This is a genomic window from Cohaesibacter marisflavi, from assembly GCF_900115225.1.
Lineage (GTDB): Bacteria > Pseudomonadota > Alphaproteobacteria > Rhizobiales > Cohaesibacteraceae > Cohaesibacter > Cohaesibacter marisflavi.
The window spans coordinates 366,443-380,775 of record NZ_FOVR01000002.1 but is presented as its reverse complement, the minus strand read 5'-3'; the positions used below and the strand labels follow the sequence as shown (position 1 = coordinate 380,775).

Annotated in this window: 12 protein-coding genes; 2 read left to right on the top strand and 10 right to left on the bottom strand. The window is 54.9% G+C overall.

The window, feature by feature from the left end:
• The 5 genes from BM258_RS05130 to BM258_RS05110 all read right to left on the bottom strand — a co-directional run bounded on the left by BM258_RS05130 (position 1) and on the right by BM258_RS05110 (position 6,770).
• A complete protein-coding gene (locus tag BM258_RS05130) occupies positions 1-1,158 on the bottom strand; it encodes an ABC transporter permease (protein ID WP_090069649.1) in 1,158 nt (385 codons plus the stop codon).
• Entirely contained in the window at positions 1,145-2,449 is a 1,305-nt protein-coding gene (locus BM258_RS05125) for an ABC transporter permease (protein WP_090069647.1), read from the bottom strand. Before BM258_RS05125 ends, BM258_RS05130 begins: the two co-directional genes overlap by 14 nt.
• 10 nt (positions 2,450-2,459) lie before the next feature.
• Positions 2,460-3,959 carry a Fe-S-containing protein gene (locus tag BM258_RS05120; RefSeq protein ID WP_090069644.1) on the bottom strand — a complete coding sequence of 500 codons (1,500 nt, stop codon included), beginning with the start codon at positions 3,957-3,959 and terminating at the stop codon, positions 2,460-2,462.
• A gap of 145 nt (positions 3,960-4,104) precedes the next feature.
• Positions 4,105-4,632, bottom strand: coding sequence for an iron transporter (locus BM258_RS05115; protein ID WP_090069641.1), 528 nt, complete (start codon positions 4,630-4,632; stop codon positions 4,105-4,107).
• 197 nt (positions 4,633-4,829) lie between these two features.
• Positions 4,830-6,770, bottom strand: coding sequence for an FTR1 family iron permease (locus tag BM258_RS05110; protein WP_090069640.1), 1,941 nt, complete (start codon positions 6,768-6,770; stop codon positions 4,830-4,832).
• A gap of 509 nt (positions 6,771-7,279) precedes the next feature.
• Between BM258_RS05110 and BM258_RS05105 the strand changes: the two genes are divergently transcribed.
• Together BM258_RS05105 and BM258_RS05100 are read left to right on the top strand one after the other, a co-directional pair.
• On the top strand, positions 7,280-7,711 hold the full coding sequence (locus tag BM258_RS05105; protein WP_090070381.1) for a DoxX family protein: 432 nt from the start codon (positions 7,280-7,282) through the stop codon (positions 7,709-7,711).
• A 340-nt stretch (positions 7,712-8,051) separates the two neighbouring features.
• Positions 8,052-9,092, top strand: a complete 1,041-nt coding sequence (locus BM258_RS05100) for an AbrB family transcriptional regulator (RefSeq protein ID WP_175527925.1) — start codon at positions 8,052-8,054, stop codon at positions 9,090-9,092.
• Positions 9,093-9,118: 26 nt separating this feature from the next.
• Here BM258_RS05100 and BM258_RS05095 read toward each other — a convergent pair whose 3' ends face one another.
• The 5 genes from BM258_RS05095 to BM258_RS05075 form a co-directional block, all read right to left on the bottom strand.
• Positions 9,119-9,865, bottom strand: a complete 747-nt coding sequence (locus BM258_RS05095; protein ID WP_090069636.1) for an aspartate/glutamate racemase family protein — start codon at positions 9,863-9,865, stop codon at positions 9,119-9,121.
• A 10-nt stretch (positions 9,866-9,875) separates the two neighbouring features.
• Positions 9,876-10,694: an ABC transporter permease gene (locus tag BM258_RS05090; protein WP_090069634.1), complete on the bottom strand. Its 819-nt coding sequence runs from the start codon at positions 10,692-10,694 to the stop codon at positions 9,876-9,878.
• Position 10,695: 1 nt separating this feature from the next.
• Positions 10,696-11,598 carry an ABC transporter permease gene (locus BM258_RS05085; RefSeq protein ID WP_090069632.1) on the bottom strand — a complete coding sequence of 301 codons (903 nt, stop codon included), beginning with the start codon at positions 11,596-11,598 and terminating at the stop codon, positions 10,696-10,698.
• A gap of 113 nt (positions 11,599-11,711) precedes the next feature.
• Positions 11,712-13,001: an ABC transporter substrate-binding protein gene (locus tag BM258_RS05080; RefSeq protein ID WP_090069630.1), complete on the bottom strand. Its 1,290-nt coding sequence runs from the start codon at positions 12,999-13,001 to the stop codon at positions 11,712-11,714.
• Between the two features lie 56 nt (positions 13,002-13,057).
• Positions 13,058-14,152, bottom strand: coding sequence for an ABC transporter ATP-binding protein (locus BM258_RS05075; RefSeq protein WP_090069628.1), 1,095 nt, complete (start codon positions 14,150-14,152; stop codon positions 13,058-13,060).
• Positions 14,153-14,333: the final 181 nt, after the last annotated feature.

Genomic DNA, 14,333 nt, shown 5'->3' with positions numbered 1-14,333 from the left:
TTACTCTCCTTTGAGAACCAGCGCCGGTAGAATGCGCACCGCGCGCCTGATCGGAATAATCGCCGCGATCATGGCGGCTATTAGTGAGACCCCTAAAGTCAGTGGAATCACGATAAAGCGGACGGAAACCCAAGCGTTGAAAACGGTCTGCCCGAGAATCTGGGCAACGCCAAAGCCGAGCACCAGCCCCAGCATCACACCGATTAGCGCGATGAGCAGAGTTTCGGTAACGAACTGTTTGATAATGGCGCCATCATCAGCGCCAAGAGCCTTCTGCAGGCCGATCTCGCGATTGCGTTCGACCACCATCGCCGACAAGATGGCATTGACGCACAGGCTGGTGATGATCAGAATGATCCCGGCGACCAGTGCCATGAAGCCTTGAATCTTGTCCAGAATTTTACCATCGGACTGAGCGATCTTGCGGATCGGCTTGGCTTCCAGTTGTGGATGTGCCTGATTGATCTTTGTTGCCAGATCTTCGGCGCCCTTCCCTGTTGTCACGATGCTGAGCATCGCCAGATCAATGGTGTCAGGGCGATCCAGAAGGGCGCGTGCCACTGGCAAATTGACCAGTATCTGATTGTCCTGCGCTTCCCCTGTTTCTATAATACCCTTGACGCGCAGTGTAATCTGCTTGCCGCTGTCCCGACCGATCAGATCGAAACTGCTGCCTACGTCAAGTTCCATGGTGTCGGCCAACGTGCGTCCTATCATGGCGTTGCGATCGTCAAAGTCCACATTGATCCAGCTGCCTTCGAGTTGCCAGTTGGGATAGATCTTTTGCAATCCCTTGAAATTGACACCCGCCAGCACCGCATCACCAAGCTTCAGTTTGACAATGCCATAAAGAAACGGGCTGGCGCCGGTCAGTCTATCCGCATCGATGGAAGACAAGACGGCCTGATAGTCAGCTTCCGCGATGTGAGGCGGGTTGGCTTGATCGCTGGGACCGAGAAAGAAATTGGCCCCATAGGCGCGCAATTCATGGCTCATCTTTTCGGAGACATCGAAATAGAGGCTCGTGAGGGCGGTCACTACCGTAGCGCCAACCATGATAGAGGCAATGGCAACCAGCACCCTGCCCTTGCTCACAGCCAGCGATTTGAGCAGCATCAGCAGGCCAAATCCCAGCTTCGTCTTTTTATTTGCGGCCATAAAGCACCTCCACCGGCATCAGCCGGGCAATGGAACGAGACGGCACGATAGAGCCGACAAAGGCAATGGAAATTGACACCAGCAGCACCACGGGAATGATGATCGGATGGAACGCGAGGGCCGAGCCGAAGACCGTCCAGCCGACGATCTGCGACAAGCCAGACCCGACCATGAGACCGAGCAGCCCCCCGATGAGCCCGATAAGCATCGCCTCGGATTGGAACAGGAGGAGGATTTGCCATTTCGCGGCTCCCAGTGCCTTCAACAGCCCAATCTCTGCGGCGCGTTCCATGACAGAGGTGTTGATGAGCGAGGAGACGCCAATCGCCGAGGAGACGAAGGCTGCCAGCGTGACCACAAGCATCAGCACCTGCAGTTTGCCAATGATTGCCCCTTCGGCATTGGCCACCTGCCAGACCGGATTGGCCGATGCATCAGGCAACGCCTCGTTGAGCTGGTGGGCAATGGAACTGACAAAGGCGCTGCAGTACCACACGTCATATTCAGAGCTAGACAGGGAATCCGGATCACGTTGCGCTTTGCGCGAGAGATTATTCTCCGGAATGGTCAAAGCGCTGACACTCACCCTCTGCACCTTGCCCTCAAGACCGGCAAAGCCTTGAACCACCGATAGTGGAGCAAGGATGGCGTCATCCTCTGTCTCGCCGGTTGACAGGATGCCTGTCACCGTCACGGTCAGTGGACCTGCGGATTCTTCATCCCTCTCAGCTGCGACCAGAGGCAGTTCATTACCGACCGCAAGATCCAGTCTTCTCGCCAGAGATTTGCCGACCAGAACCTCGTTTGCCGACTCGTCGTCAGGCCATGCACCGCTCACGTCCCAATAAGGGTGGGTCAGGGTCGCTCCGGTGCGATAGAGCTCGTCACTGGGTAGCGGAAAAGACTTGTCGAAATAGGTGCCGATCAATGGCAGGCGTGTGTCTTGGCCTTTAAGTTCTACCGGCACTTGCAAAAAGGGCGTGAAGCCGACGATATTGTTGCTCCAGAAAATATCCTTGATATTGGCTAGGTTCTTCTCCCGCAAATAGTCGCGGCCCTTGAGCGGATTGAAATCAATGCCGCCAATCTTGAGCGGAATGGATTCACTCTTGGGCACGATGGAAATATTGGAGCCGTAAGCCTTCAATTCCTTTGCCATCTTGTCGCCGACATCGACGGACAGATCCAAAAGGGTGGTAATCAGGCTGGCCGCAAGCGCAACGGTCATGATCGCTATGACCTTGCGTCTGCGCGCTTCGAGAAAAGATCGACGGATCATTCTGAAAAACATGGTGGTGTCCTCACAGCGTCACGCGACCCTGAGCGGGTCGAACTTGGGCTTTAAGGGATGCGGCATAGCTTTCGGGGGCTTTGCGAAATGTCTCGTAGGACTCCTTGGAGCCGAAGAAGAATGTCTTGCCCTTGAAATCATACTGGTAAGGCGCTTCAAGATTGATGAGCTTTTCCTTGGTGACGGGGTCGATGACCTCGATGGCGACCACTTCGGAGAAATAGCGCGCCCCGTGTTCCAGCTCGGATGCGGCGATGACGATGTCGCCCTGGTCTTCGCGATGTTGAAGCGGGATCGGATTGCAGCCTCCGGCCTTGCCGATGGATGGGATGAAGATGCGCACATTGCAGGCGACGCAAATGACGTCATTGCCCTTCTGGATATAACCCGCATCACCGCAGATCATGCAGGCGTCATAGACCACACCGATCTTTACATGCTGCTCGTCATAACGGTTGATCAGGAAGAAGCGCACCCGGTGGCCATCCTCGGCAATATAGGCATAGCGATGAAGGTTGCCGTCTTTGACCGCGTCAATGGCTATGTGGATTTCGCCCTGTTCATCGGGCACGGCATCCGCTGCGGCGGATAGAGTGGGCGGGCGCGAGGCGTAGAGATCCTGATAGATCAGACTGACGAAGCTAAACACGATAAGGGCAAGGCTACCTGCCAGCCACCGCAGCGCATTCAACCGCGCAGCCCTGTATTTGCGACAATCTGCCCTTGTCAGATCGGCTTTTGTTGTAGCGGTCGAGGTCTGGGGCCTTTTGGTGCCGGATAGCAAAAAGCCGACAGACAGAATGAAAAGCAGGGCAAGCAGCAGATAGGATTTGAACTGCGCGTAATTGGTCACCTTGGCGACAACGGAGACGCGCGCCGATGTGACGCCCAGAAGACCCATCTGCATGGCCCCAAGCAACGCCTCGCACAGCCAGATGATAGCAAACGCAAGGATGGAAACACAAAGAACCATAAAGACAAGCCGTCTTAAACGGCTGCCGATATGCGCGATGACGATGGGCAAGAAAATCATCAGGGCTGAGGCAACAACAACCGCAGCGCTGTTAAGAAAGAGTTCCGTGTTGAGCACAGACGTTGCCGTAAAGCTCTGATCTGCAAGCAGAACGCGCACGTCAAATGCGCCTTGCAGGGCAAGCATTGCGATCACATAGCGGATACCGAGCCGGACGAGCAAGGTCGGGCCAGTATCTGTGCTCTTATCTGGCCGCTTGTTTGCCCCCTTGGCCGAGGGCATAAGCAATAGCAGGCCGCTCACCAGCAAGGCGCTTACGCTCAAAAGCCTTAAAAGGGTGCGCACGCGTGGCTCGATCCCCATGGAAGCGGCGAGGCCATAAATCAGATAACCGGCCACAATAAGCAGGGCAGCAACCCAAAGGCTGCCCAATTGCTCCCGCTTACGCGAAGTTGGCTCCAGCAGCGAGAAAATCAGCGCTGCGAATACCGCAAGCGGCAGGAAGGCCTGAATGATGCTGACGAAATAGAGGGACATAATGCGTCGTGCCTTTGGACCTTTTGGATTGATCCGTTTGCCAATCCGTTGGCAATTGAGAAGAGAAACACCGGGTGTTCCTCTTCTTGATTGTTGGGTGATGACCGCTTCATTGAAGGGTCAACGATCTTGAGGGATCAGACGCCTATTTGAGAGGAACGAAATTGAACTCGTAATCCGCATCAAATGGCTGGAACCATTTGCCAACGCCGCTGTCTTCATCGGTGTGACGACCAAAGCCCTGACGGGATGGCGCGTCGATATGGAAGGTCAGCTTGTAGTTGCCTGCGCCGGCCATCTTGACGTTGGAACCATAGTGCGGACCATCAATGGCGACCATCGGCATCAGGTTTCCGGTCAGCACCTTGCCGGTGTCTTCATTCTCAAGACGGTAGGAAACCGTGAGGTAAGGCACCCATTCGCCGGCACCGAAGCCGTTCTCATTGCCTTTGGCCGCGTGGATGTCGGCTTCAAGATGAACGTCAGCCTGAGAGGCTGGCAGGTCGATGCCGCGCGGTTCCATGTCGATCGGATTGAGATAAACAGCGGCGACTTCAAGCGTGTTGACTTCAACTGCTTCGCCAATCGGGAATTCCTTGAATTCGGCCTTGGCCGGAAGGGCTGCAAGCATGGTAATCACGGCTGCAGAAGCGAGAAGAGATGTCTTTTTCATAATCTTTCCTTTGGGTTCTTCGTTGGGTTCGGTTGGTTCAAAGTCAGAACAGACAGACGCCCCGAGGGGACTGTCTTTGCGCTCTGGTCCGTGCCGAAGGAAAGTTCCAACGAGCAGCGCGGGTTGATTGGTTGCAGTTTGGCCATCTGTGCGGCTGGTCAGGCCGCAAAGCTGGATCGGGTTTCTTGGTTTTCTCCCTAAGCGGTTAGATCCTTTGGCGGTTTGCGCGTCATCACGACCCATAGGCCGATGATAGCAGCCACCAACAGGACGGCTTGCGGCAAGGCTGTCTGCCAATAGGGGTAGATGCCCATGAGAGAAAATTCGGGAAGCCAGGACACGAGGGTCGGCTCGATGATCTTGCCTTCGACCAGCTCCATGATGCCCTTGCCCGTGAAGACGAAGGCCATGTAGTAGAGCAAGGCTCCGGTGAAGACAAAGAAGGGTTTGATCGCCAGACGCTGAGCACCAAAGCGGAAGGCGAAATACAGAACGCCAAGCAGCAGGCAGCCAAGCACAAAGCCGGCGATGATGGCAGGAATGCCAACCGCGTCACTCGCATCAAGCGCCAGCGCCTGATAGAAGAGCACGGTTTCTGCGCCCTCGCGATAGACCGCAAGGAAGCTGGCAAACCAGAGAGCTTTCATCGAGCCACTCTCGATGGAGCGATCAACAGTGCCCTTGATATACTGCATCCAGCGTTCGGCCTCTGCTTTGGAAAGGAGCCAGTAGCTCATGAAGAAGAGCACAAGGGCGGCCAGCAGCATGGTTGCCCCTTCAAGCAGTTCCTGCTTGTCGGCAGTGACATGGAAAACCAGTTTGAACAGGATAGCAGTCACAACGCTGAGCCCCAAGGCCACGGCAACGCTGTTGACGATGACGCCAAGTTTGTCGCGATTGCCTGTCTTGATGAGGTAGGTCGCAATGGCCGTGACCACCAGCATGGCCTCGAAGCCTTCACGCAGAATGATGATCAACGAGTAGACGAACAGCGCCCACGGGCTATCGCTGTCGGTCGAGAAGAGCCCGACTGCCGTGTCCAGATCGGTTCTCATTGCTTCGATTTCGGCTGTCAGCTCTGATTTGGAAGCCCCCGCTTTGATCAGGGCTGTCAGTTTGCTGAAATGGCCTTCCAAAGTGGTCTTGAGGCCAGCATCGCGAGCGCCGACAATCGTCTCCATGCCGGTGTCTTCAAAAATATCGAAATAGCTGTTCTGTATAGTCGCAGTCGCAGTGGCTTGATCTCCGGCCTCATAAAGCGAGGCGGCCTTGTTCACTGCGGCGATCACCTGATCGGCAACAGATGCCCAGTCACCTTCTATCTGCTCAGGTGCGGCGGCCGGATCTTCAACCATCTTGCTGCCATTGACGACAGGCAGGCCGGGTAGGACATCAACGATATCATCATGCAGCACCGCAGCCGAGGCGCGCACCATGCGCGCAGGTTTGCCATCCTTGACCAGTTCCATGATGCGGGTGAACTCGGCGTTGAAGGCGATATCCTGTGATTGACTGACATAGCGCCGCACCACCGTTTCCAGCAGACTGTTCTTGTAGCCTTCCCAATGCGCCTTGCGGATCAGCTCTTCTGCGGCCTGTTCATCCCCGCTCTGATAGGTGTCAGAGGCCTGTTGCAGGATAGAAAGGATGGTGTCATTGACATCTACCCAGAACGGGTCAGACACTTCTTCTGGTTTCCCTTGCGCGGAGGCCTCTGCGGCCTTGACCGCATCGGATACTTCGGCCCTGATGACAACGCCATCTTCCAGCGCAGGTAACGTCTTCCAGATGGCCGCGATCTGCTGATCAATCCGGCTGCTCACTGTTGCGACCGCCTCTCCATTCATGATCAGCTTGCGGATATCGCCGAATTCCGCTTCCAGTTCGTTGCTTCTCGCTGCGGAAATGTTGATACGGATGGGACCTTCAAGATTTTCAAACAACTCGAAATAGGCCTTTTGCACCGTTGTTTTGGCAAGATCCGCCTGTCCCTGCTGATATTCGTTTTCGGCCTGCCTCAGTACGGTTTCAATGCGCTGCATAAGGCTTTGATAGTCAGGGCCTTCATCAGCCCATGCAGGCAGCAGCATGGCCCATGCAACAAAAAGAATAGCGGCGGCTTTGAGGGCATTTCGCATTTTTATCAGTTCCGATTACCTGGATTGGGTACTCGTTTGCGAAATCAGATGGGGGCAATCTGAAGGGCTCAAAGGGAGAAGCCGGACAAGACAAAATTGGTAACGCAAATGAGTATCATTCTTAACTTCACGGTAACGTGATATTGTTGAGCTGAAAACTCAGCTTAAACAACATGTGCTATTTTGTCGCACCGCATTGACAAAAAGCCGCATCACTTTATGTATTTTTGCCTATTTTTGACCGGAATTTTGCTATTCGCCGGTGGAAATCCTTTCAACTTTCGATCAAAGGTCCCTTCCCTGTCCGTTACGACCAGATCGATATCAGCGCACTTCTCATTTTAAAGCTGCGGTAGATGTGTTCGACGGGCTTTTTTGACGACATATTATTAGGAATGTTTTGTTGATAGTAATTCATTATTTTCAACATTTATAACTCAATCAAATTGATCTATCTTTGCCTTAACGAAACGCCGCACCTTGCGGCCCTGATTGATGAGGACAAAATTATGATCGACCTTTCTTCCAATATCCTGAGCTTTGCTGGCGCTGGCTCTGTAACCGCGATCGCCCTTGCAGCCCTGCTGCTGCGTGTCTCCCTGGGTGGCCTCTTCCTGGCTCACGCCTATCTGAAATACTTCATCTTCACGCCCAAAGGTGCCGCCGGGTTCTTTGCTTCCCTTGGTGTGCCGGGTTGGTTTGCCTATTTGACCATCGCAGCCGAAACCCTTGGCGGCATTGCCCTGATCGTGGGCTTCCAGACGAGCCTTGTCGCACTTCTGCTCATCCCGACACTCTTGGGGGCCACCATTCTGGCGCATGCCAAAAACGGCTTTTGGTTTACGAATGAAAATGGCGGTTGGGAATATCCTGCCTTCTGGACCATCGCGCTGTTTGTTCAGGTTCTTCTGGGAAGCGGAGCATTGGCTCTGACCGCCTGAACCGGTCTTTGACCGTCCCTTTCGCGTTCCCCTCAAGGCGCGTCGATCATACGGCCCCAGTGCTTGACTGTGCTGGGGCTGTATCTGTTTGTCCGCACCTCAAAGCTGTTCCGCTCTTGCCTTTTTGAAATAAGTCTCATTATATTCAAGCAGATTGCAGGAACCAGTCGCCCGTTTGGCCGAGCCTTTTTAAAAGGCATGCGAAAAGGGCTAAAAGAGGCTACTGGCTGTTGTTTTGCCCTCTCAATCGGCGTACACGCCCTCCCCAGCCTCCAATTGCGTGAATGCTGCCGCATCGCATTCCTTTTGATCAAAGCGGACAAGTTAAAGGCCTATTTCATTGAAACTGATTGCAAAATGGACCCTTTTGGTCATCCTTTCCTTCGGGCTCGCTGCCAGCCTAGAGTGGCTCGGGCTGCCCGCCGGGCTTCTTTTGGGGCCAATGATCATTGCCATACTTTTCGCGGTGAACGGGCATGCGCTCAAAAGCTCACGTCCACTCTTTATTTTTGCTCAGGGGATCGTTGGTGTCATGATCGCCAGCAATCTGCCGCTCACCGTCTTTAGCGAAATCTATATGGACTGGTCGGCTTTTCTGTTCGGCACCATGGCGACCTTCATTGCCTCCTCCCTGCTGGGCTGGTCTCTGGCTCGCTCGGGTCTTCTGCCGGGAACCACTGCGATTTGGGGCTCTTCACCGGGTGGGGCCACGCTGATGACATTGATGTGCGAATCCTATGGCGCCGACATGCGGCTGGTCGCCTTCATGCAATATATGCGCGTGCTGGGCTGTGTCGCCTCGGCCTCCCTTGTTGCGATGTATCTGGGTGTGCCATCGTCGATGCACTCCGCCTTCGAGTTTCCCGAGCTGGCAAGCTGGATGACCGCCGTCCCTGCAATCATCTTTGCCTATGTCGCTTCGGCTCTCGGGGTCAGGTTCAACTTGCCCGGAGGCGGCATTCTGCTGCCCATGGTCGTGGGGATCATCATCAAATTCTTCCTGCCGATCTCTCTTACGCTCCCTTTGCCCGTGCTTGCCCTTAGCTACTCAATCATCGGATGGGGTATCGGTTTTCGCTTTTCAACGGAAACCCTCCAGCATGCCGCGCGGGCTTTTCCCAGAGTGCTTGGCTCGGTGATCCTGCTGATCTTCATTTGTGCGGGTGTTGGCGCCATTCTTACGGTCGCAACCGGGATAGACCTGCTCACCGCCCTGTTGGCTACAAGTCCGGGAGGGCTTGACGCCATCGCGATCATTGCCACGTCCACCGATGTCAATGTGCCATTTGTATTGGCAATGCAAACCAGCCGTTATCTGGTGGTTGCCTTTGCGGCGCCGGTGCTGGCAAGATCCTTGTCAGCCAGAAGCAATATGGCCTGACGATCCTGCCCAATTGGGTTCACCAATCAGGCATTTTGGATCTGTTCGGGGGCAAAAGGCTCCAGCAAGCCGTGATAGGGTTTTGCTACAGGCGGGGCATAGACACCGCCTTTTGACGTTGCAAGCCCAAGGGTCGTCAGAGCTTCGGCCTGCTTGACGGCGGCAGCAACCCCATCGATGACTGGCAATCCAAACTCGGCCTGAAGGCTTGCGGCCAGTTCGGCCATGCCTGCGCATCCCAGAATGATCGCTTCGGCCCGATCCTCAAGGATCGAGGTGGCAATCTCGCTGCGCAATCTGTCTCGGGCATTTGAATTGGGGTCTTCCAGCGAGAGTACGGGAATGTCTGCGGCGCGCGCCTTGCAGCGCTCTGCATGACCGTAACGGCGCACAAGATCCTCAATGGGAATGCGGGAGCGTTCCATGGTCGTGATGATGGAATAGCGTTGGGCAATGAAGGAGGCGAGCGCAAGAGCTGACTGACAGATACCCAGAACAGGTATGCCCGCCATGGCCCGCGCGGCATCTAGACCGGTATCGTCAAAACAGGCGATAATGGCCGCCTCGGCCCCCTGCCCTTCGGCTCTGGACAGTTGCTGCAACAGCCCCGGCACGGCAAGCGCTTCATCATAATAACCCTCGATCGAAACCGGCCCCATTTCAGATGTCTGTGGCGTAATTTCAGTGCCAACCGCTGCCACACCGCGGGCGGCTGACGCTATTGTTTCGGTCATGGAGCGGGTTGTGTTGGGGTTGATAACGCTCAGTTTCATATGGCCTCCGTCATTTCCGTCTGGAGCGACGGTTCATGTAGAAAATGAAGCCGAGCGTCGAGGCGATGATCAGCAGCGAGAATAGGGTTGTCACAGTTCCAAGGGCATAAAGCACCGGCGTGGTCACGTTTGTGGTCATGCCAAAAATTTCCAGGGGAAGCGTGTTGTAGGTGCCCGACGTCATCAAGGTGCGAGCGAATTCGTCATAGGAGAGCGTGAAGCCGAACAGGCCGACGCCGATCAGGCTGGGCGCGATCATCGGCAGCAGCACATGGACGAAACTTTGCCATGGTGTGGCACCAAGATCCCGCGCGGCTTCTTCATATTCGGGAGAGAAGCGGTTGAAAACGGCAAACATGATCAACACACCGAAGGGCAACGTCCATGTAAGATGCGCACCAAACCCCGAGCTATACCAGGCAGGCTGGAAACCGAACTGCTGGAACAACACCCCGATACCGAGCGAGATGATGATGGAAGGAACCACCAGACTGGCAATGGCCAGATAGAATAGCGCCGTCGCACCGCGGAACTTGCGCCGGAAGGCAAGCCCCGCCAACAGGGAGACGACAACGGTAACCACCATCACCATCAGCCCGAGCGTGAAGGAACGCGCAAAGGAGCCACCGAAATCCCCCACAGCCTGTGTTTCGAACAGATTGAAGAACCAGTGCAGCGACACACCGTTAAGCGGAAAGGTCAGGCCGCCATTCGGCCCCTGAAAAGACAGGATGAACACTGCCGACAGGGGACCATAGAGGAACAAGACGAACAGACAGAAGAATGCCAGAAGGATATAGAATTCACGACCGCGTTTTTCGCTAACCATCTCAGAGCTCCTTGCGAATGTCGACGACGCGCAGGATACCTGCGACCATGATCAGCACCAGCGTCAAGAGAATGACGGCATTGGCGGCGGCGGCGGGATATTGCAGCAGGGACATCTCGTTTTTCATCATCAAGGCTACCGAGGCGCTCTGGCCACCGGACATCACCTGCACCGTGATGAAATCGGCCATGACAAGGGTAACGACAAAAATCGTACCGATGGCCATGCCGGGTTTTGCCAACGGAATGATGACATTGGTCAGAATTTGCCAGCCCGACGCGCCAGCGTCTCGGGCCGCTTCTACCAAGGAGCGATCAATGCGCATCATGGTATTGAAGATCGGAACCACCATGAACAGGCTGTAGAGGTGAACCATGGCCAGAACAACCGCGAAATCGGAATAAAGCAGCCACTCGATGGGGGCCGGTATCAGGCCGAGATCAACGAGTGCCGTGTTAATCAGCCCATTGCGTCCCAGAACCGGTATCCATGAAATCATGCGTATGATGTTGGACGTGAGAAATGGCACCGTGCAGATCAGAAACAACACGGTCTGTATCGTAGCTGTCTTTACATGGAAAGCCAGAAAATAGGCCACCCAGAAACCAATGACCAGAGTGACTGCCCAGACCATCGCGGCATATCTGAGGGTGTTGAGATATGTCTTCCAGGTCACCCAGGAGCCAAGCGTTTCGCCATAGTTGAAGGTGACAAAATCGGGATACATGCGAGCAAAGTCATAATCCCAGAAGCTCACCACCGCGATCATGATGATCGGTAACAGGAGAAAGGCGCCCAGAATGAGCGCCAGGGGAAGCGCCTGCAGATAGGCAGACAGTGATGCGATCGAAAACGATCGAACCGGAGAAATGGCTTTTGGTGCGTTGGCTTCAGCGTCACTCATCTTTGCCTGCTTCCTGTTGCTGCTTCAAGATATCTATTCAACCTCCCCCCGGTGCGAAACCGGGAAGAGGCCTATTGGGCCGTTGAGGGATTTTCGGCCGGCAATTCCGCTTATCAGGATGCGATAAACTCATTCCAGCGACGCACCATGTAGCGATCTTCATCCATCACGGAGTTCCAGCAGGCAACACTGCCCATGCGTTCTTCGAATGAACCGCCATCGCGCACAGCACCGGCTTTTTCCATGATCTTGCCCTCTGGCGAGAGGATGTCTTTCTGGGCTGGCTTGCCTTCAATCCAGTAGCCCCATTCGTCATCAGACATGAATTTCTTGGCCGTTTCCATACAAGCGGAATAATAGCCCTGACGGTTGAGATAGCCGCCGACCCAGCCGGATGTGTACCAGTTGATATATTCATAGGCAGCATCAAGCTCGGCACCGGAGAGGTGTGCGGCAAGCCCCAGACCACCACCCCATGAGCGGTACCCTTCCTTGAGTGGTTGATAGACGCACGGAATGCCCTTGGACCGAACAGCGGCAACCGCTGGTGACCACATGGACTGGATGACCACTTCGCCGGACGCCATCAGGTTGACGGATTCATCGAAGGACTTCCAGAAGGCGCGGAACTGACCATCCTGCTTCACCTTGATCATGAAATCGATAGTCTTGTCGATTTCTTCCTTGGTCATGTTGCCCTTGTCGGCATAGGTGATTTCGCCGGCTGCTTCCATGATCATGGCAGCATCCATGATGCCGATGGATGGAATATTCAGAATAGAGGTCTTACCCTTGAAGGCCGGATCGAGAATGTCAGCCCAGGTGGTGATGTCGCGACCGACCAGATCCGGGCGAATGCCCAGCGTGTCGGCGTTATAGATGGTGGGAACCATCGTGAACCATTCGGTCTCGCCGCTTGCGAAAGTCTTGGAATCGGGGCCTTCCACGAAGCCGACCGTGTGAGGCGCGGTGCCCTGTGCGATTTCGCTGTCCGGGGTCAATTTACCGGTTTTGAAAAGCGGTACGATCTGATCATAGTAGGTAAGCTTGTTGGTATCCATCGGCTGGATCACACCCGCCGGGAAGACTTTCTTCAAAATCCAGTATTCGATATCGGCGATATCATAGGAATTGGGCTGGGTCACTGCGCGTTGGGCGGCAGAATCGGAATCCAGAGCCGTCATTTCCAGCGTAATACCGAGATCTTCCTTACATTTCTGGGCGATGGCGTTGATGTTGGACACGCCGGTGCCGATCTGGCGCAGGGTGATCGGATTTTGCGCCCAGATGGTTGGGAAGCCGGTGATGGCACCCGAACCGATGGCAGCACCAGCAGCCGCGGCTCCGGTTTTAAGAAGGCTTCGACGGCTGATGCCGGATGGTTTTTTGCTTTTCTCAGACATGATGTTCTCCCGTATAGATCCCTGTGAGGTGATTGTTTTCGTGATTGCTATGGTGATTATTTAGATGCTTTGACTTCGCCGAGGACGACTGTCTCTGTTTCCGCCCACGAAAGATGAACCGCATCGCCGGTCTTGACCGGTTTTGCGAAATAGTCTGCGTCCCTGAGGACGATGGTGAAGGTCTCGATTCCGGCGCCTTGCACCGAAAGTTTGACCATTGCGCCAAGGTCTTCGACATTGGTCACAAAGCCGGAAAATCCGAAGCCGGGTGTTTCTTCATCCGCCAATCGCACATGGTCGGTCCGGATGGCGATGGATGCTGTTTCCTGGGATGCGCCGTGCGCGCCGAGACCGATGAAATGACTTCCGCCTGCGGTCTCGATGGTGATGCGATCGCCGTCATGGTTGATGAGACGACCGGTGATCACATTGTGATTGCCCATGAAGCGCGCCACGAAGGGCGTGGCCGGTTTCTCAAAAATCTCACGAGGCGAAGCCGCCTGTTCGATCCGCCCGTCATTCATCACAACAATCAGGTCCGCCAGCGCCATTGCTTCTTCCTGGGAATGGGTCACATGAACGAAGGTCATGCCAAGGGAGGCCTGCAGGCTTTTCAACTCGGCGCGCATCTGGATCTTGAGGAAGGGGTCAAGCGCAGAAAGAGGCTCATCAAGCAACAGGGCCTGAGGCTTCGTTATCAGGGCACGGGCAAGCGCGACGCGCTGTTGCTGGCCACCGGATAGCTGCGCCGGTCTGCGATCTGCATAGGCTTCCAGCTGCATGCGTTCGAGCATCTCGCGGGCTTCGGCCCGGCGTTTTTCCTTCTCGACGCCCTTCATCTTGAGGCTAAAGGCGACGTTGTCAACCAGATCGAGATGGGGAAACAGCGCGTAGGACTGGAACATCATCGCCGTGCCGCGCTTTGCCGGAGGCAGGTCGTTTACGACCTTGTTGGCGAACACCACGTCACCGTCGCTGATGGCTTCATGCCCTGCGATCATGCGCAAGGTGGTCGACTTGCCACAGCCGGAGGGGCCCAGCAGACAAGAATAGGATCCCGCCGCAATCTTGAGACTGATCCGGTCCACTGCAGCGGTCGTGCCATAATACTTTGTCACAGACGCCAGTTCGATTTCAGCAGCACTTGTCATGGTCACTCCTCGTTAAGCACACAACAAGGAAGAGCAAATGCCGTGCCAAACTGCCTTTTCTGGCTAACAAGTCGGAATCATAAGGCTTTTTCCTCATGGCCGATTTTCTGCCTGCATTTTTGACTGCCTATGCATATAACGCATGCATAAATATTACTCATTTGAATGCACAAATAACAGG